The organism is Rhizobium sp. 01T444 (assembly GCF_056398305.1).
The window spans coordinates 321,075-338,558 of sequence record NZ_JBFTPD010000004.1; the positions used below are offsets into that span (position 1 = coordinate 321,075).

Here is a 17,484-nt window from a genome sequence, read left to right on the forward strand (position 1 = left end):
AGTTACAACAATGTTGAAAGAACTTCGTCCGGCAATCGTCATGATTGTTGCCACCACGGCTATCACCGGCCTTCTCTACCCGCTTGCCATGACGGGTGCCGCTCAGGCCATCTTCCCTTTCCAGGCAAATGGCAGCCTTATTGAAAAGGACGGGAAGGTCATCGGCTCCACGCTGATCGGTCAGGCCTTTACCAGCGACAAGTATTTCCACGGCCGCCCTTCCGCCGCGGGCGATGGCTATAATGCCGCTGCATCCTCGGGCTCCAACCTCGGCCCAACCAGCCAGAAGCTGATCGATCGCGTGAAAGGCGATTATGAGGCTGCCAAGGCGACCAACCCGAATGCCGAGGTTCCCGCCGACCTCGTCACCGCTTCAGGCAGCGGCCTCGATCCGCACATCTCGCCGGATGCCGCCTATTTCCAGGTGCCACGTGTCGCCAAAGCCCGCGGTGTCGATGAAGCCAAGGTCAAGGCGCTGGTCGATGCAGCCGTCACGGGCCGCGAACTCGGCCTGCTCGGCGAGCCGACCGTCAATGTTCTGGCGTTGAACCAGAGCCTTGATGCTTCTATGACTCAGTAAAGGTTGAGAGCCCCGGAGCGCGACAAGCGGGCCGGGGCTTGCTCGTGAAGAAAGACCGAACCGCATGCCAGACGACAACCGCGACCAGGCCGGCAGGCCCTCTCCCGATGCGCTTCTCGAAAAGGCCCGGGCGGAGTCGCGCGGGCGTCTGAAGATATTCCTGGGCGCTGCACCGGGCGTCGGCAAAACCTATGAAATGCTGGTCTCCGGCCACGCCAAGATGGCCGATGGCCTTGACGTGGTGATCGGCGTCGTCGAAACCCATGGCCGCAAAGAGACCGAGGCGCTGCTTGCCGGTTTCGAGATCGTTCCGCGTGTGAAGATCGCCTATCGCGGCCAGTCGCTCGAAGAGATGAATCTCGATGCCATTCTCGCCCGCAAGCCCGATCTCGTTCTCGTCGACGAGCTCGCTCATACCAATGCCGAGGGCAGCCGCCATCCGAAGCGCTATCTCGATGTCAAGGAACTGCTCGACCGCGGCATCGATGTCTATTCGACGCTGAACATCCAGCATGTGGAGAGCCTGAACGACGTCGTTTCGCAGATCACCCGCATCCGGGTGCGCGAAACCGTCCCGGACTCTGTGATCGACATGGCTGATGATATCGAGATCATCGACCTGACACCCGACGACCTCATCAAGCGTCTTCACGATGGCAAGGTCTATGTGGCAAAGACCGCCGAGCGCGCGCTGACCAATTATTTCACGCCCGGCAACCTGACGGCGCTGCGCGAACTCGCCCTGCGCAAGACCGCCCAGCGCGTCGACGACCAGTTGCTGACCCATATGCAGGCGCATGCGATTTCCGGCCCGTGGGCCGCCGGCGAACGCGTGCTGGTGTCGATCGACGAGCATCCCCGCTCTGCCTCGCTCGTCCGCTATGCCTCGCGCATGGCCTCGCGCCTGCGTGGCCCCTGGGCCGCCGTCTATATCGAAACCAATCGCTCCATCAATCTTTCGGAAACGCAGCGAGACACGATCGCAGCCACCTTGCGGCTTGCCGAACAGCTCGGCGGTGAAGCAATCACCATTCCCGGTCGCGAAGTGGCGGAAGAGCTGGTGCGGCACGCCACCGCCAACAATGTCACGCACATCGTCATCGGTGCCCCGAAAAAGCCGACCTGGCGCGAGGGGTGGTGGAGCCGTTCGACAACCGACGAGCTGATCCGGCGGGCGGGCGATATCAGCGTTCATGTCATTTCCGGGAACGAGAAAGACACGGCTTCACAGCGCGGCGTCAAGGCGGCTTCGAGCGCCCCGACGCTGAATCTCCGGGCCTACATACTCTCCACCGCCTATGTCGCCATTGCGCTGGCTGTCGGCGTGGTGCTCGATCAGGTTCTCGACGTACGCAATCTGGCGCTCGTCTTCCTGATGGCGGTGCTGACGTCAGCCGTCATCCATGGCCTGAGGCCCGCGCTCTATACCTGTATCGTCAGCGCCCTCTCCTTTAACTTCTTCTTCCTGCCGCCGCGCTATACGCTGACGATCAGCGACCCTGAAAGCGTGCTGGCGCTCTTCTTCTTCCTAGGCGTCGCCGTTATCGCCTCAAATCTCACGGCGACGGTGCAGCGGCAGGCGGTCGCCGCCCGGCAGAGGGCGCGAACGACGGAAGACCTCTATCTCTTTTCCAAGAAGCTCGCCGGCACCGGCACGCTCGATGACGTTCTCTGGGCAACCGCCTTCCAGATCGCCTCGATGCTCAAGGTGCGCGTCGTTCTGCTTCTGCCGGAGGACAATTCCATCGCGGTCAAGGCCGGTTATCCGCCTGACGATACGCTCGTCGATGCCGATATAGCCGCCGCCCGCTGGGCCTGGGAGCATAATCATGCGGCCGGGCGCGGCGCCGATACTCTGCCCGGTGCCAAGCGCCTCTATGTACCGCTGCGCACCGGCCGCACCGCCGTCGGCGTCATCGGGCTGGACAGCGACCGCCGCGACGGCCCGCTGCTGACACCCGAGCAGCAGCGTCTTCTGGACGCTCTTGCGGACCAGGCGGCACTCGCCATCGAGCGCGTTCAGCTCGTCGCCGATGTCGATCGCGCCAAGCTTGCGGCGGAAGCCGATCGCCTGCGGTCTGCCTTGCTGACCTCGATCTCGCACGATCTGAAAACGCCGCTTGCAGCTATCCTCGGCGCGTCCGGCACGCTACGCGACTATTTCGATTCCATGCCGGCGGAGGACCGCACCGATCTTCTCTCGACCGTGGTCGATGAATCCGAGCGCCTCAACCGCTTTATCGCCAACCTGCTCGACATGACGAAGATCGAATCCGGTGCTATGGAACCGAATTATGCGCTGCACTATGCCGGCGACATCGCCGGCACCGCTTTGCGAAGGGCTGCCAAGATCCTCGACCATCACAGGACGGAGATGACGATCGCTGCTGACCTGCCCATGGTTCGCGTCGATCCTGTTCTCTTCGAACAGGTCCTCTTCAATCTGCTCGACAATGCCGCCAAATACGCGCCCGAGGGTTCCGTCATCCGCATCGAGGGTTGGGCGGATGCCGATAATGTCGTCGTACAGGTCTCCGACGAAGGCCCGGGCATTCCCCCTGCAGACCTTACCCGTGTCTTCGACACCTTCTACCGTGTGCGCAAGGGCGATCAGGTGCGCGCCGGCACCGGCCTCGGCCTCTCCATATGCCGGGGCTTCATCGAGGCGATGGGCGGGACGATCACCGCCGGCAACCGGACGGACCGGTCCGGCGCTGTCTTCACCATCCGCCTTCCCAAACCGAATGATATTCCCAAACTGGATGAACTCAAATGACCGGTTCAGCCGTCAAGATTCTCGTCGTCGACGACGAGCCCCCGATCCGCAAGCTTTTACGCGTCGGCCTCACCGCGCAGGGCTATGAAGTTCATGAGGCGCCGAATGCCGGGGCGGCCCGCCAGTCCGTCAAGGACGACCAGCCCGATCTCATCGTGCTCGATCTCGGCCTTCCCGACATGCCGGGCCATGACCTTTTGCAGGAATGGCGCGAGGACGGGCTCACCATGCCTGTCGTCATCCTGTCGAGCCGTACCGACGAGGCCGGCATCGTCAAGGCGCTGGAAAGCGGTGCTGACGACTATGTGACGAAGCCCTTCGGCGTCAACGAACTCGGTGCCCGCATCCGCGTGGCGCTCCGCCACCGGCTGCAGCAACAGGGCGAAAAGGCGATCTTTCAGACGGGCGGGCTGTCGATCGATCTCGTCAAGCGCATCGTCAAGGTCGACGGCAGGGAGATCAAGCTGTCGCCGAAGGAATACGACATCCTGCGCGTACTTGCTCAGCATGCCGGCAAGGTGCTGACACATCAGTTTCTCCTGAAGCAGGTATGGGGGCCGGCGGCGGACGTGCAGTATCTGCGCGTCTATGTGCGCCAGCTGCGGCAAAAGGTCGAGCAGATTCCCGACCAGCCACACTATATCACCACCGAGACCGGCGTCGGCTATCGGCTCCGCGAGCCTGACTGATACCCGCCTCGTACAGCATCGAGAATGAAATGAACCTCTCTAATATCATCCGGCCGGAGCACACCTTCATCGGCCTGTCGGTGACGACCAAGTGGCGCGCGCTGCAGGCGATTGCCGAAAAGGCTGGCAACGCCTTCGGCATTGACGGTCAGACCGTGCTGAAAGCGCTCGAATCGCGGGAGAAGCTCGGCTCCACCGGCATCGGCAACGGCATTGCCGTTCCCCATGCAGCCATCAACGGTATGACGAGCCCGCGTGGCCTGCTGATCCGTTTCGCGCAGCCGCTGGATTTCGATGCGATCGACGATATCCCGACGGACATCGCCTTCGTACTGCTCTTCGGGGAAAATAATCGCGGGGAATATCTGAACGTGCTTGCCGCAATCGCCCGCAGGCTTCAATCGGAAGGCGTCCTGGCGGCCATGCGCAAGGCCAGAAGTGTCGATGAATTCTACTCGGATTTCATCGCGGATTCGCGCGTGTAAGGATAAATTCGCTTCGCGTTCTCGACCTTCTCCCCGCCGTAGCGGGGGGAAGGCAAATCGATGACAAGGGGCCGCTTCGGCCCCTTTTTATTAGAAGTCGCGCTGGAGACGCAGGAAACCGAAGGTTTCGTCGTCGCCGTCTTCTTCGTCGTGATACTGAACGCTGAGCTTGCTGCGCAGATTTTCAACGATCTGGTAGTCGACGGTCACGCCGGTCGTGTAGGCGCTGCCGCCGCTGAAGCCCTTGCCGTCAGCATCGAGATCGATCTTGTCGAAGTACTGGAAGGCCGGGGTAACGGCCCACTTGTCGGTGAGCTTCACCTTGTACTCTGCAGCGATCGTCCATTCGGACTCTTCGTAGTAGTAGTTGGCGCCGCTAGCCCAGATGCCAGCGAGGCCGAGGGTGCCGGGGCCGATGTCGGCATACAGGATTGCGCGGATGGCGCCTTCCTCGTTGTCGGAATCGTAGCCCCCGAGCAGGTAGCCGCTGAATGCGCCGCTCTTGAAGGAAACCTGGGCTGCAACGCCGAAGTTGTTCGGGCCTTCGCCCGGCTTCTCGGCATAGGCTTCTTCAAGTTCGTCGACCGAGATACCGGCTGCGAAGTTGTCGGTCTCGTACTGATAGCGGATCGAGTTGTGGGTCGTCTCGTTGCTCGAGAGCGTGTCCGTCTCGCCGCTCAGATCGTCATCCCACCAGCTGTACTGCTTACCAACGCGGAAGCCGGCGATATCAATGTAGCCTTCGTCGAGCGTGGTGGTCTGGTTGGTGGCATTGTCAGCGTTGGTACGCAGCGTGATCACGCCCGTGAGCGTGCCGTACTCGGTGTCGTTCTTGGTCTGGAAGGTGACCTGACCACGGGTAACGGCATCCCAGTCGGAGTCGTTCGGGTTGGTTGTGGAGGCGCCGGTATTCTGGCCAACGTTAGCCTGGAAACGGATGTAACCGCTAATCTGAAGGCAGGTTTCGGTGCCCGGGATGTAGAAGTAGCCAGTCCCGTAGGCGTCGCAAACGCGAACATATTCTACGGGCTCCGGCTCGGCTGCGACGATAGCGTCGGCTGCATGGGCTCCGGAAACCGCTGCAAGGGCGGCGACAGAGCCAAGAAGGATAGTTTTAATAGACATCAGAAAGACCTTTTACGGTTTGAAAGAGGCGAGCAGTGCTTCAAGGGCACCCCCACCATCGGTCGCCGAATCCCAACGACCGGAAATCCATGTAGGCACTCGAAAACGTCAGTGCTGCAAAAGATGACTAAAAATCGACACACCAATGCCACTTTCAGGATCGAACTGTGGCAGAAAAATCACGACTGTGGCGTGGCGCCTTAATTGGCCGCGGCCAACTGACAGCACGTCCCATTCGCAATCACCCGCTGAAAATGGGATGGCTTTCTAAGGTTGGTCCCCGGAACCGGAACAATCTTCGTTTCATTATACGACCTAGTTGATAGAGTTTAGCGCATAACCACGGAGGGTTCCCATGCAGACTTTAAGGCTCACCCGGCTCATCGCGGCCGCGGTCATGGCAGGCAGCTTTGCGATCGGCAGCGTCGCACCGGCCTTCGCCGACCAGACGCTTCTGAACGTGTCCTATGATCCGACACGCGAATTGTATAAGGATTTCAACGCCGCCTTCGCCGCAAAGTGGAAAGCCGACACCGGCGAAGCCGTAACGATCCAGGCCTCTCATGGTGGTTCCGGCGCCCAGGCGCGCTCGGTCATCGACGGCCTTGACGCCGACGTCGTGACCCTCGCTCTCGAAGGCGATATCAACGCGATCGCCAAGGCGACGGGGAAGATCCCGGCTGACTGGAAGACCAAGTTCCCGAACAATTCGACCCCCTACACTTCGACGATCGTCTTCCTCGTGCGCAASGGCAACCCGAAGGGCATCAAGGATTGGAGTGATCTGATCAAGGACGACGTGCAGGTCATCACGCCGAACCCGAAGACCTCCGGCGGCGCTCGCTGGAACTTCCTTGCGGCCTGGGCATGGGCCAAGCAGGCGAACGGCGGTGACGAAGCCAAGGCGCAGGATTATGTGACCAAACTCCTGCAGCACGTTCCGGTTCTCGACAGCGGCGCACGTGGCGCTACGACCACCTTTGTCCAGCGCGGCCTCGGCGATGTGCTGCTCGCCTGGGAAAACGAAGCCTATCTCTCGCTTGAGGAACTCGGCCCCGACCAGTTCGAGATCGTGACCCCCGCCTTCTCGATCCGCGCCGATCCGCCTGTCGCAATCGTCGATGGCAACGTCGACAAGAAGGGCACCCGCAAGGTCGCGGAAGCCTATCTGAACTACCTTTATTCGGATGAAGGCCAGAAGATCGCGGCAAAGCATTATTACCGCCCGATCAAGCCGGAAGCAGCCGATCCGGCTGATATTGCCCGCTTCCCGAAGCTGACGCTCGCTACGATTGACGACTTCGGCGGCTGGAAGGACGCACAGCCGAAATTCTTCGGCGACGGCGGCGTATTTGACCAGATCTACAAGCCTGCCCAATAATAGGTCTTATGAGCGCACATAACCCCACACGGTGGCGGTTCAAGCGGCCGAGCGTCATTCCGGGTTTCGGACTGGCGCTCGGCCTTACCTTGATCTGGCTTACCCTCATCGTCCTTGTCCCGCTGTCTGGCCTTGCCTGGCGGTCGAGCACACTCGGCTGGGAGAAGTTCTTCGGCATTGCATTCGACCAGCGAACGCTGAGCGCGCTGCGCATCAGCTTCGGCTGCGCCTTCATCGCCGCCTGTCTCAATGTCGTCTTTGGCGTCATCCTCGCCTGGGTCCTGGTTCGTTACCGGTTCCCCGGCAAACGCATTATCGACGCCATGGTGGACCTGCCCTTCGCCCTGCCGACGGCTGTCGCCGGCATCGCACTGACAACCCTCTACGCTCCGAACGGCTGGGTCGGGCAGTTCCTGACGCCACTCGGCATCAAGATCGCCTTCACGCCGGCCGGTATCGTCGTCGCCCTCATCTTCGTCGGCCTGCCCTTCATCGTGCGAACGGTCCAGCCGGTCATGGAAGAGATCGACAAGGAAGTGGAGGAGGCTGCCGCCACGCTCGGCGCCAATCGTTTCCAGACAATCGCACGCGTGCTGCTGCCGGGCCTTGCACCCGCAGTACTGACAGGTTTCGCCCTTGCCTTCGCCCGCGCCGTCGGTGAATACGGCTCGGTCATCTTCATTGCCGGCAACCTGCCGTTCAAATCGGAGATCGCCCCGCTGCTGATCGTCATCAAGCTCGAAGAGTATAATTACGCGGCCGCAACGGGTATTGCTGCTATAATGCTGATCATCTCCTTTACGATGCTGCTCGTCATCAATCTCATCCAGAGCTGGAGCAGGCGGAGGTACGGTTATGGCGTCTGATTCCGTCGCAATCACCTCGACGGCCGGGGCGCACAAGGTTCATTCGGCCGTCACCGAAAGCAAGGTCGCCCGCATCGTGCTGGTCGTCATCTCGCTGCTCTTCCTGCTCCTGATCCTGTTTCTGCCGCTCGCAGCCGTCTTCGTAGAGGCCTTCCGCAAGGGTGTCGGTTCATTTTTCACAGCCCTTCAGGATGCTGAAACCTTCTCGGCCATCCGCCTGACGCTGATCGTCGCCGGCGTCAGTGTGCCACTGAACCTCGCCTTCGGCGTTGCCGCCGCCTGGGCGATCGCCAAGTTCGAGTTCAAGGGCAAGGCGTTCCTGACCACACTGATCGATCTGCCGTTTTCGGTCTCGCCGGTCATTTCAGGCCTTGTCTTCGTGCTGCTCTTCGGCGCCAACACCTGGCTCGGCCAGTGGCTGAGCACCAACGACATCAAGATCCTGTTTGCGGCGCCGGGGCTGATCCTCGCCACCATGTTCGTCACTTTTCCCTTCGTGGCGCGCGAGCTCATCCCGCTCATGCAGGAACAGGGAACGCAGGATGAGGAAGCGGCCCTTTCGCTCGGCGCAAGCGGCTGGCAAGCCTTCTGGCACGTCACGCTGCCGAACATCAAATGGGGCCTGCTCTACGGCGTGCTGCTGTGCAATGCCCGCGCTATGGGTGAGTTCGGCGCCGTGTCGGTCGTATCGGGCCATATTCGCGGGCAGACCAATACGATGCCGTTGCAGGTGGAAATCCTCTACAACGAGTATAATTTCACCGGGGCCTTTGCGGTCGCTTCGCTTCTGGCCCTGCTTGCCCTCGTCACACTTGTTTTGAAGACGCTGCTGGAAATGCGCTATAGCGCCGAAATCGCCGCCAGCCGGCGGCACTGAAGGAATTAGAATGGAAGTACGCGTCCAAAACATACGCAAGGAATTCGACCGCTTTCCGGCGCTGCACGATGTCTCGCTCGATATCCGCTCAGGTGAATTGATCGCATTGCTCGGCCCCTCCGGCTCCGGCAAGACCACGCTTCTGCGCCTTATCGCCGGCCTTGAAAGCCCGACCGAGGGCCAGATCTTCTTCGGCGAAGAGGATGCGTCGAGGAAGACAGTCCAGCAACGCAATATCGGCTTCGTGTTCCAGCACTATGCGCTTTTCCGCCATATGACAGTGCTCGACAACGTCTCCTTCGGCCTGAAGGTGCGCAATGCGTCGCGCCGTCCGCCGAAAGCGGAAATCCGCAAGCGAGCGCTGGAACTGCTCGACCTCGTACAGCTTTCGGGTCTTGAAAAGCGCTATCCGGCGCAGCTTTCCGGCGGCCAGCGCCAGCGCGTGGCCCTTGCCCGCGCCATGGCGGTCGAGCCGAACGTCCTGCTGCTCGACGAGCCCTTCGGCGCGCTCGATGCGCAAGTGCGCAAGGACCTACGCAAATGGCTACGCGAAATCCATGACCGCACCGGCCACACCACCGTCTTCGTCACCCACGATCAGGATGAGGCGATGGAGCTTGCCGACCGCGTCGTCGTCATGAGCCAGGGTGCAATCGAGCAGGTCGGCACGCCGGACCAGGTCTATGACAGCCCCAACTCACCCTTCGTCTACGGCTTCGTCGGCCAGTCGAACTGCCTGCAGGTGGAGGTCGCCGGCGGCGATATCCACTTCGAGGGTCGCTCGCTCGGCCTCAATGCCGAGAGCGAGGCCGATGGTGCTGCGCAGCTCTATTTCCGCCCGCACGATGTCCGGCTCTGCGAATCCGCCGAGAACTGCATCGCCGGCCAACCAGTCGCCAGCCGGCGCGTCGCAGGTACCCGCCATATCGAACTCGACATCGGCAAGGACCGCCCGCATATCGAGATCGAGCTTCCGCCGAGCGAAGCCGACAGGCTCGACCGGTCCCGCGTCGCCTTCAAGCCGATACGCTGGAAGCTTTTCCGGAATTGATATCACCGGTTCCCGCCAGAATCGTATTTCGGCGGGAACCCTTTGTTATTTTTGTGATCTCCGGTTGTTTGTATTTTTGTCACATGCCGGGTAAAAACGTTTTCGCTTAGATCGAAAAGGGCTGGACTAATTCCAATAGGAGGCACCTGGCGTTGAGGGCGGAGATTTCCTTTGGAAAATCCCTGGTCGGGATTTTATTCGTAGGACTGGCAGCCGCGAGCTGCACGACGACACCGAAACCGGCGGCAGCGCCGGTTAAAGCCAAATCGAAACAGGTTCAACCGGCAAAGGTCACTTTCAATTACACCACAAAAGATCGCGACTGCCTGAAGCGGGCGATGTACTTCGAATCGCAGCATTCGGATGAGGATGGCTATCTGGCTGTCGGCAGTGTGGTCATGAACAGGCTGACCTCCGGCGCCTATGCCGATTCCATCTGCGGCGTCGTCGCCCAGAAGAGGCAGTTTGCGCCCGGTGTCATGACACGCGAGGTCAAGCCGCAGGCAGAGCCTGAGCTTGCGACCGCGGCTGACGCGATCCTGAAGGGCGAACGCCATCCGGCCGTGAAGGACGCGATGTTCTTCCACACCGCAGGATTGAAATTTCCTTACAATAACATGCACTATGTGACGGTCGCGGGCGGCAACGCCTTCTACGAGAAGCGCGACGAAGATGGAACGCTCGAAACGCCGCCACCACTGCCGTCCTACGAAGTCGCGATGAACTATGTGCCCGGCGAAAGCATGCTGCCGCCACAATTCGAGGTGTTGATCCCGTCAGATGTTCCGGTACCGATCCCGTCCCCAGACCCCGCGGCGACGGCAAGTACCAACCCGTTGCCGATACCAGCAGCGACCGCGATCGAGCCTGAACCCGGCACGCCTATCGCCATCCCGACACCGCGCCCTGCCTATGACAGCGTGATGTTGCGACCAGGCATTTCGGCAAACGGCGGCTGATTGCGGAAGAATGAAGAGCGCTAGGCGCGCTCTTCCCAGACCTTGGCGAGCTCCACGATCGTCCTGACGGCCTTTTCCATATCCTGGCGGCTAACCCATTCGAGCGGTGAGTGGAAGGCGTGACCACCAGCGAAAATGTTGGGGCACGGCAGGCCCATGAAGGAAAGACGCGAGCCGTCGGTGCCGCCGCGGATACTGCCGCGCACTGGCGTCATATCCGCCCGGCGCACCGCCTCGACGGCGTTCTCGACGATCTCAGGATGACGGTCGAGCACAACCTTCATGTTGCGGTATTGTTCCTTAACGTCAAAACGATAGGTAGAGCCCGGATAGGCCTTCATCACATCCTTGACGATCGCTTCGAGCATTGTCTCTTTCTCGGTCAGACCCTCGTCGGTGAAATCGCGAATGATGAGGCTGATCGCAGCCTTTTCCATCGAGCCCGCCACCCCTGTCGGATGGATGAAGCCCTGCTTCCCCTCGGTCGTCTCCGGGGCGATCTCCTTCGGCAGCCGGTCGATAATCGCGCCGGCAATCTTGATGGCATTTTCCATCCGGTCCTTGGCAAAACCCGGATGGATTGCCACGCCGGCGATAACGATATCGACGCTATCTGCCGAGAAGGTCTCGTCCTCGATATGGCCGGCGGTTTCGCCATCCATCGTATAGGCAAATTCCGCGCCGAGCTTCTTCAGATCGACTTTGTTGACGCCACGGCCGACCTCTTCGTCTGGCGTAAACAGGATCTTGATCGTCCCATGCTTGATCCCGGGATTATTGACGAGGATCTGCGCGGCAGCCACGATTTCCGCCAGGCCCGCCTTGTCGTCGGCGCCGAGCAGGGTCGTTCCATCGGTCGTAACGATATCGTTGCCAATCTGGTTCTTCAGCTCAGGATGTTCTGAAACACGGATCACCCGGCTCGGATCACCGGGAAGCTGGATATCCCCGCCCGCATAGGCCTTCACCATCTGCGGCTTGACGTTCTTGCCGGTGAAGTCAGGCGCTGTGTCCATATGCGAGCAGAAGCAGATGACCGGCACGCGCTTGTCGGTATTGGCCGGAATGGTCGCATAAACATAGCCGTGCTCGTCAAGATGCGCATCCGAAAGGCCGATCTCCAAGAGTTCCTCAACCAGAACCCGGCCGAGATCCTTCTGTTTTTCGGTGGTCGGCTGCGTGGATGAGGCGGGATCGGATTGGGTGTCGATGACGACATAGCGGAGAAAACGGTCGAGAACAGTGTCTGTCATAATATCCATTCCAGCATGATCATCATCTGATCATATAGCCATCGAGGGCCATGAGATGAAAGCTCTTTTCGGCTCCCAGCGGACTAAGCGCCGGCAATCGTCTGCATCGATACCACATGCGATAGCAGCCGGTCGCTCCTGACCTCGTGCACCAGAAAGGAGGAAGCGTCGAGAACGGCAAGATCAGCCCGATCCCCGAGAAGAAGAGGATTGGGCGGGCAAAGCGAACCGCATGTCTGGAGGGTAATCAAGCCTACTCTGGCGGAAACTGGCCGGTGAACATGGCCGCAGAGAATTCCAAGCGGCGGAGATCTGCCCGCGTTCAAAAGCTCAAAAAGATCATCATCATTTCTGCACCTGACCTGATCGAGCACTTCTATGCCGATGCCGAACGGCGGCTGGTGCATGAAGAGGAGAAAAGGCGCCGCAACATCGGCGAGCGTACTCTTCAGCCACGACAGATGCGGCCGGATATCGCCATGGCTTTGGCCGGTTACCGTTACATCGACGCCAACAAGGGTTGTATCATTGAGAGCCGCCCGGAAATGCATCGGCCCCGCCGCGCCTGCCCAGTTACCAACTTCGGCAAGCTCGGCTCGCATCACCGATTGATCATCACCGTTACCCGGCAGGAGATAGGTAGGGAAATCCAGCGCATTCAGGCTTTCCGCAATCTGGCGATAGCCCTGTTGCCATCCGTCGTCCACCAGATCACCGGTCAGGACAAACGCATCCGGCCGGAAAGCCTTTAACCAATCGATTGCTCTTTCGAATGCGAGCAGCGACGGACTATCTGGACTGGCGTGGATATCGGATATCTGCGCAACAAGCATATCGCCCCCTCGATCCCTGAGGACAGCAGTATGGCGAAAGCGACAGCCACATTCTATCGCCTTCCTTCCGTTCAATCGACGCGATTGCCCTCGCCGTTGAACACATGCAGATGCTTGGCCGGAAAGGCGACATTGACCTTCGGTCCCGCAGTCAACGCCTCACGATCGAGCGTGAAGATCTTGAACGGCAGACCATGCAGCGAAAGATGCAGGATGATGCCGAAGCCGGTCGGCTCAACGAGCTCGACGTCGGCGGTAATCCCGGCCCCATCATTTGTCATGACGACATGTTCAGGCCGGATGCCAAGCGTCACCTTTTCGCCGTTCGACAAGGGCAGCGACGTGTTGAGCGGCACGATCGTGCCATCCTTCAGCTTCACGCCGCCTGCTTCATAGCTCGCATCGAGGAAGTTCATGCCGGGCGAGCCGATGAAGCCCGCGACGAAGAGGTTGGCGGGGCGATCGTAAAGCTCCAAGGGGCTGCCGACCTGCTGCACGACCCCGCCATGCATGGCGACGATCCGGTCCGCCAGCGTCATCGCCTCGATCTGGTCGTGGGTCACGTAGATCGAGGTTGCCTTGAGGTCGCCATGCAATTTCTTGATTTCGGCGCGCATCTGCTCGCGCAGGCGCGCATCGAGGTTCGACAGCGGCTCGTCSAWCAGGAAGGCKTKCGGCTGGCGCACGATGGCGCGGCCCAKGGCGACGCGCTGGCGCTGGCCGCCGGACAGCGCTTTCGGCCGACGTTCGAGCAGCGGGTCGAGACCGAGCTTGGAGGCGGCACTGGCAACAGCGCTGGCGATCTTCTCCTTCGCCGTCTTCCTGAGCTTGAGGCTGTAGCTCATATTGCCGGCGACATTCATGTGCGGATAGAGCGCGTAGGACTGGAACACCATGGCGATGTCGCGATCCTTCGGATGCAACTCGTTGACGCGGTTGCCGGCAATACGGATCTCGCCACCGGTCACCTCTTCGAGGCCTGCAATCATGCGCAGCAGCGTGGACTTGCCGCAGCCGGACGGGCCGACCAGCACGACGAATTCACCGTCCTTGATCTCCAGATCGACGCCGTGCAGCACGGACATATGACCATAGGATTTCTGGATATTCTTGATGTCGATCGATGCCATGTGACTAACCCTTGACCGCGCCGGCCGTCAGGCCCTGGACGAGATAACGCTGGATGAGCAGGAAGAAGAGGCCGGCCGGAATAAGCGCCATGATGCCTGCCGCCATCATCTGCCCGAAATCCACGGAGAACTTCGAAACGAAGGTAAGAAGGCCGACCGGGAAGGTCGCCGCGTCATTGCCGTTGATCAGCATCAGCGCGAAGAGAAGTTCGCTCCAGGCCGCCGTGAAGACGAAGCCGAGGGTCGCCGCAATGCCGGGCAGGGTCAGCGGCAGGATGATCTGCCGGAAGGCCGTGAACTGGGTGGCGCCATCGATCATCGCCGCCTCCTCGAGATCCTTCGGGATGCCATCGAAGAAGGACTGCATCAGGAAGGTTGCGAAGGGCACGTTGAAGGCTGTGTAGACGATAACGAGACCCGTCAGGCTGTTCGTCAAATGCAGCGGCGACAGGATCTTGAATATCGGCGCCACCAGCATGACGAGCGGGAACATCTGGGTCAGCAGCATCAGCGCCACGATCCAGTATTTCGCACGGAAGTTAAAGCGTGACAGCGCATAGCCCGACAGCGCGGCGCAGATCGTCACTGTCACCGCCGTCGAAGCCGAGACGATGACGCTGTTCTTGAAGAACGTCGGAAAGGCGCTGTGCTCCAGCACGAAGCTGTAGTGCTCCCATGTGGTCCGCGACGGCCACATGCGCACACCCTCGGTATAGAGCAGATCATTCGGCGTGACCGAGACCTTCAGGAGCCAGAAGAGCGGGAAGAGCGCGAAAACGACATAGACGAGGATCGCCAGACGGTGCGCGACAGTGGGGAGAATGGAACGTCTCATGGCTCAATCCTTGGCCAGCAGGCTCTGCCGTAGCAGGATGATCAGCATAGAATAGGCGAGAAGCAGGATCAGCAGCACCAGCGCGATCGCCGAGGCATAACCGAAATCGAGCCGCTTGAAGGCCTGGGTGAAGATGTAGCTGGCGACGATCTGTGTTCTGTCCGCCGGGCCGCCGCCGGTCATGACGACGATGAGATCGGCAAAATTCGAGATCCAAACGGTGCGCAGCATGACGGTGATGGCGATCGTCGGCGCGAGGAACGGCAGCGTGATCGACCAGAAGCGCTGGAACCAGCCGGCGCCATCGATCGAAGCCGCCTCATAGAGATCGCGCGGGATCGCCTGCAGGGCGGCGAGCAGTGTGATGGCGAAGAAGGGAATGCCCCACCAGACATTGGCAATTATCGGCCCCCACATCGCATATTGCGGATCGGAGAGGATATTGCCCGGCTCGTTCATCAGCCCAAGTGCAAAGAGCCAGTGCGGGATCGGTCCGATGACCGGATTGAAGAGCCAGGCCCAGTTGAGGCCGGCAAGAAAGGACGGCACGGCCCAGGGCAGGAAGACCAGAGCCTGGATGATACCCCTGCCCCAGAATGGCTTGTCGAGTAGAAGTGCGAGGATGAGGCCGAAGATGAACTGCAGAATGACGGAAGCGCCGGTCCACCAGAGCGTATTTTTGAGGGCACCATAAAACGCCGCATCGCGGGACAGTTCGCGGAAATGTTCGATCCCCACAAAGCCGCCGGAGAAGGGGTTGAGCAGCTGTATATCACGGAAGGCATAGGAAACGCCGACCACCAGCGGCACCAGCATGACAGCGATGATCAGGATCAACGAAGGCGCGCTGTAAAGATAGGGCTCCGAGGCATCCGCCAAGCGGCGTAGCCATGGCCGGCGGTCGCGGCGCGTCTCGAGCGTGTCAGCGGTGATGGTCATTACCCGATACTTCCCCTTGCGGCGCTTCGGCGCGCCGTCTGTCGTTGCATGAGCGGCGGCGGAAAATCTCCGCCGCCGTTTGCGCAGTTGACCTTACTTCTTGGCGAGGAACTTCTGCTGCGCCTTGGTAAGGTAATCGGCCCACTGATCGGCAAGGTCCTTGGCGGAGATGTCACCCAGCAGCGCCTGCTGCGAGGTCTTGATCGCCATGGAATCCTTGAAGAAGGCGAATTCCTCGAGGTAGGTCGGCATAACAGTCGGAACCGTGTCCTTGTCGGCGAGCTCCTCGAACCAGCCCTTGAACTGGTCACCGGCGTAGAACGGATCCTTCTCTGCGGCAGTATAGGCCGGCAGAGCGCCGATCTTCTTATTCCACTCGATATTGCCCTCAGGCCCTTCGAGGGTCGCGATCAGCTTCCAGGAGAGATCCTTGTTCTGGCTCGTCGTGAACATCGACCAGCCGCCGTAGCCGATGGTCGGATAGGACTTGCCGGCCGGGCCCTTCGGCAGCGGAATGACGCCGAAATCTTCCTTCTTCATGCGCTCGGCAATCGCGATCAGCGCATCCGGATCCTGGTCGAGGAAGGCGCAGGTGCCGGAATAGAAGCCGGCGACGACTTCGTTGAAGCCCCAGTTGACGCTGTCTTTCGGGGCATAACCCTTCTTGTAGAGATCGACCATCCACTCGATACCCTTTGCCCAGCCTTCGCTGTTCATGGTCGAGGTGCCGTCCTCCTTGAAGTACTTGTTGTCGCCGGCCATGGAGGCGGCAAAGATCATCCAGCCGTTGAGGCCACCCGGACCACCGCGCATGCAGTAGCCGTATTTGCCCGAGAGCTTGGAGACGGCTTCGGAGGCCTTGGTGAAATCCTCCATGGTCTTCGGCGGCTCCTTGACGCCGGCTTCCGCGAGCAGCTTCTTGTTGTAGAACATGGCGCGCAGATAGAAGCCGTAGGGCAGCATATAGGCGGTGTTGTTGACGTCACGGCCAAGGTCCAGAGCGCGCGGCGTCAGCTCCTTGGTGTGCTCCCACTTTGCAAGATAGGGCTCCAGGCTTTCGAGCATGCCGTTATTGGCATAGAGCGACAGCCAGGTATCGGGCATTTCCATCACGTCGGGCACATCGCCCGCCGAAACCATGGTGGCGAACTTCTGGAAAGCTTCGTTCCAGGGCAGCGAGATGATGTCGACCTTGGTGCCGGGATTGGCGGCTTCGAACTTGCCGACGATCGATTTCAGCGTTTCGGTGCGCTCGGGGCTGGTGATAACTTCCACGAGCTTCAGCGTGGTGTCCGCAAAAGCCGTACCCGCCATCATCGTGGCGAAGAGTGTTGAGAGAATAAACTTTTTCATTTTTGGTTCCCCTCCGTAGTTGTTGTGAGGTTTCGGTTAAGAGGCGACGGCAATCGCCTCCTCGATGTCCCTCCACAGGGCCTCGGTTCCTTCGAGGCCGATATGGAGGCGCACAGATCGCGGGCTGATGCCGAAGGCCTGTGCGGAATTCGGCTGTGCCTTCTGCTGCAGCACAACTTCGCCCGGTACGATCAGGCTTTCATGCCCACCCCAGCTTACGCCCAGTTTGAAAAGCTTGAGGTGATCTGCGAAGGCCCTGATGTCGATGCCTTCGCGGAATATGAACGAGAAGAGACCCGACGTGCCGTTGAGGCCGGCGGGCAGACGGTTGGCGAGGCCCGGATGACAGACC

At 60.4% G+C, this 17,484-nt stretch carries 17 protein-coding genes; 9 read left to right on the top strand and 8 right to left on the bottom strand.

The window, feature by feature from the left end:
• The first annotated feature begins 10 nt into the window (after nucleotides 1–10).
• The 4 genes from kdpC (at nucleotide 11) to AC1DTN_RS09905 (ending at nucleotide 4,530) form a co-directional block, all read left to right on the top strand.
• Nucleotides 11–580 carry a potassium-transporting ATPase subunit KdpC gene (kdpC, locus tag AC1DTN_RS09890; protein ID WP_477920649.1) on the top strand — a complete coding sequence of 190 codons (570 nt, stop codon included), beginning with the start codon at nucleotides 11–13 and terminating at the stop codon, nucleotides 578–580.
• Between the two features lie 64 nt (nucleotides 581–644).
• On the top strand, nucleotides 645–3,356 hold the full coding sequence (locus AC1DTN_RS09895) for a DUF4118 domain-containing protein (protein WP_477920650.1): 2,712 nt from the start codon (nucleotides 645–647) through the stop codon (nucleotides 3,354–3,356).
• Nucleotides 3,353–4,045, top strand: a complete 693-nt coding sequence (locus AC1DTN_RS09900) for a response regulator transcription factor (protein WP_007820889.1) — start codon at nucleotides 3,353–3,355, stop codon at nucleotides 4,043–4,045. The genes AC1DTN_RS09895 and AC1DTN_RS09900 overlap by 4 nt, the downstream gene beginning before the upstream one ends.
• Before the next feature lie 29 nt (nucleotides 4,046–4,074).
• A complete protein-coding gene (locus tag AC1DTN_RS09905; RefSeq protein ID WP_439017751.1) occupies nucleotides 4,075–4,530 on the top strand; it encodes a PTS sugar transporter subunit IIA in 456 nt (151 codons plus the stop codon).
• A 90-nt stretch (nucleotides 4,531–4,620) separates the two neighbouring features.
• Here the strand turns inward: AC1DTN_RS09905 and AC1DTN_RS09910 are convergent, their stop codons facing one another.
• The gene (locus AC1DTN_RS09910; protein WP_477920651.1) at nucleotides 4,621–5,655 is read right to left on the bottom strand and encodes a porin; all 1,035 of its coding nucleotides are present in this window, start codon (nucleotides 5,653–5,655) and stop codon (nucleotides 4,621–4,623) included.
• A gap of 355 nt (nucleotides 5,656–6,010) precedes the next feature.
• Between AC1DTN_RS09910 and AC1DTN_RS09915 the strand changes: the two genes are divergently transcribed.
• The 5 genes from AC1DTN_RS09915 to AC1DTN_RS09935 all read left to right on the top strand — a co-directional run bounded on the left by AC1DTN_RS09915 (nucleotide 6,011) and on the right by AC1DTN_RS09935 (nucleotide 10,789).
• On the top strand, nucleotides 6,011–7,036 hold the full coding sequence (locus AC1DTN_RS09915) for a sulfate ABC transporter substrate-binding protein (RefSeq protein WP_477920652.1): 1,026 nt from the start codon (nucleotides 6,011–6,013) through the stop codon (nucleotides 7,034–7,036).
• An 8-nt stretch (nucleotides 7,037–7,044) separates the two neighbouring features.
• Nucleotides 7,045–7,902 (top strand): sulfate ABC transporter permease subunit CysT, encoded by an 858-nt coding sequence (gene cysT, locus AC1DTN_RS09920; protein ID WP_477920654.1) that lies wholly within the window; start codon nucleotides 7,045–7,047, stop codon nucleotides 7,900–7,902.
• Nucleotides 7,892–8,779 carry a sulfate ABC transporter permease subunit CysW gene (cysW, locus tag AC1DTN_RS09925; protein WP_439017749.1) on the top strand — a complete coding sequence of 296 codons (888 nt, stop codon included), beginning with the start codon at nucleotides 7,892–7,894 and terminating at the stop codon, nucleotides 8,777–8,779. Before cysT ends, cysW begins: the two co-directional genes overlap by 11 nt.
• Nucleotides 8,780–8,789: 10 nt before the next feature.
• On the top strand, nucleotides 8,790–9,830 hold the full coding sequence (locus tag AC1DTN_RS09930) for a sulfate/molybdate ABC transporter ATP-binding protein (RefSeq protein ID WP_477920655.1): 1,041 nt from the start codon (nucleotides 8,790–8,792) through the stop codon (nucleotides 9,828–9,830).
• 152 nt (nucleotides 9,831–9,982) lie between these two features.
• Nucleotides 9,983–10,789, top strand: coding sequence for a cell wall hydrolase (locus AC1DTN_RS09935; protein WP_439017748.1), 807 nt, complete (start codon nucleotides 9,983–9,985; stop codon nucleotides 10,787–10,789).
• A gap of 20 nt (nucleotides 10,790–10,809) precedes the next feature.
• Here the strand turns inward: AC1DTN_RS09935 and pepT are convergent, their stop codons facing one another.
• The 7 genes from pepT to AC1DTN_RS09970 form a co-directional block, all read right to left on the bottom strand.
• Nucleotides 10,810–12,042 carry a peptidase T gene (pepT, locus tag AC1DTN_RS09940; RefSeq protein ID WP_477920656.1) on the bottom strand — a complete coding sequence of 411 codons (1,233 nt, stop codon included), beginning with the start codon at nucleotides 12,040–12,042 and terminating at the stop codon, nucleotides 10,810–10,812.
• An 83-nt stretch (nucleotides 12,043–12,125) separates the two neighbouring features.
• Nucleotides 12,126–12,875 (bottom strand): metallophosphoesterase, encoded by a 750-nt coding sequence (locus tag AC1DTN_RS09945; RefSeq protein WP_477920657.1) that lies wholly within the window; start codon nucleotides 12,873–12,875, stop codon nucleotides 12,126–12,128.
• A gap of 71 nt (nucleotides 12,876–12,946) precedes the next feature.
• Entirely contained in the window at nucleotides 12,947–14,005 is a 1,059-nt protein-coding gene (locus AC1DTN_RS09950; RefSeq protein WP_477920659.1) for an ABC transporter ATP-binding protein, read from the bottom strand.
• Nucleotides 14,006–14,009: 4 nt separating this feature from the next.
• The gene (locus AC1DTN_RS09955) at nucleotides 14,010–14,840 is read right to left on the bottom strand and encodes a carbohydrate ABC transporter permease (RefSeq protein ID WP_113321478.1); all 831 of its coding nucleotides are present in this window, start codon (nucleotides 14,838–14,840) and stop codon (nucleotides 14,010–14,012) included.
• A 3-nt stretch (nucleotides 14,841–14,843) separates the two neighbouring features.
• Nucleotides 14,844–15,779, bottom strand: coding sequence for a carbohydrate ABC transporter permease (locus tag AC1DTN_RS09960; protein WP_477920660.1), 936 nt, complete (start codon nucleotides 15,777–15,779; stop codon nucleotides 14,844–14,846).
• 93 nt (nucleotides 15,780–15,872) lie between these two features.
• On the bottom strand, nucleotides 15,873–17,132 hold the full coding sequence (locus AC1DTN_RS09965) for an ABC transporter substrate-binding protein (RefSeq protein ID WP_113321480.1): 1,260 nt from the start codon (nucleotides 17,130–17,132) through the stop codon (nucleotides 15,873–15,875).
• A gap of 36 nt (nucleotides 17,133–17,168) precedes the next feature.
• A partial coding sequence (locus AC1DTN_RS09970; protein WP_477920662.1) for a PLP-dependent transferase occupies nucleotides 17,169–17,484 on the bottom strand: 316 nt, incomplete at its 5' end.

What these genes read in the sequence shown, in the direction of transcription:
- AC1DTN_RS09930 (WP_477920655.1), top strand. Translation starts at nt 8,790, where the DNA reads ATGGAAGTACGCGTCCAAAACATACGCAAGGAATTCGACCGCTTTCCG.
- AC1DTN_RS09900 (WP_007820889.1), top strand. Translation starts at nt 3,353, where the DNA reads ATGACCGGTTCAGCCGTCAAGATTCTCGTCGTCGACGACGAGCCCCCG.
- AC1DTN_RS09910 (WP_477920651.1), bottom strand. Translation starts at nt 5,655, where the DNA reads ATGTCTATTAAAACTATCCTTCTTGGCTCTGTCGCCGCCCTTGCAGCG.
- AC1DTN_RS09965 (WP_113321480.1), bottom strand. Translation starts at nt 17,132, where the DNA reads ATGAAAAAGTTTATTCTCTCAACACTCTTCGCCACGATGATGGCGGGT.
- AC1DTN_RS09905 (WP_439017751.1), top strand. Translation starts at nt 4,075, where the DNA reads ATGAACCTCTCTAATATCATCCGGCCGGAGCACACCTTCATCGGCCTG.
- pepT (WP_477920656.1), bottom strand. Translation starts at nt 12,042, where the DNA reads ATGACAGACACTGTTCTCGACCGTTTTCTCCGCTATGTCGTCATCGAC.
- AC1DTN_RS09960 (WP_477920660.1), bottom strand. Translation starts at nt 15,779, where the DNA reads ATGACCATCACCGCTGACACGCTCGAGACGCGCCGCGACCGCCGGCCA.
- kdpC (WP_477920649.1), top strand. Translation starts at nt 11, where the DNA reads ATGTTGAAAGAACTTCGTCCGGCAATCGTCATGATTGTTGCCACCACG.
- AC1DTN_RS09955 (WP_113321478.1), bottom strand. Translation starts at nt 14,840, where the DNA reads ATGAGACGTTCCATTCTCCCCACTGTCGCGCACCGTCTGGCGATCCTC.
- cysT (WP_477920654.1), top strand. Translation starts at nt 7,045, where the DNA reads ATGAGCGCACATAACCCCACACGGTGGCGGTTCAAGCGGCCGAGCGTC.
- cysW (WP_439017749.1), top strand. Translation starts at nt 7,892, where the DNA reads ATGGCGTCTGATTCCGTCGCAATCACCTCGACGGCCGGGGCGCACAAG.
- AC1DTN_RS09945 (WP_477920657.1), bottom strand. Translation starts at nt 12,875, where the DNA reads ATGCTTGTTGCGCAGATATCCGATATCCACGCCAGTCCAGATAGTCCG.
- AC1DTN_RS09895 (WP_477920650.1), top strand. Translation starts at nt 645, where the DNA reads ATGCCAGACGACAACCGCGACCAGGCCGGCAGGCCCTCTCCCGATGCG.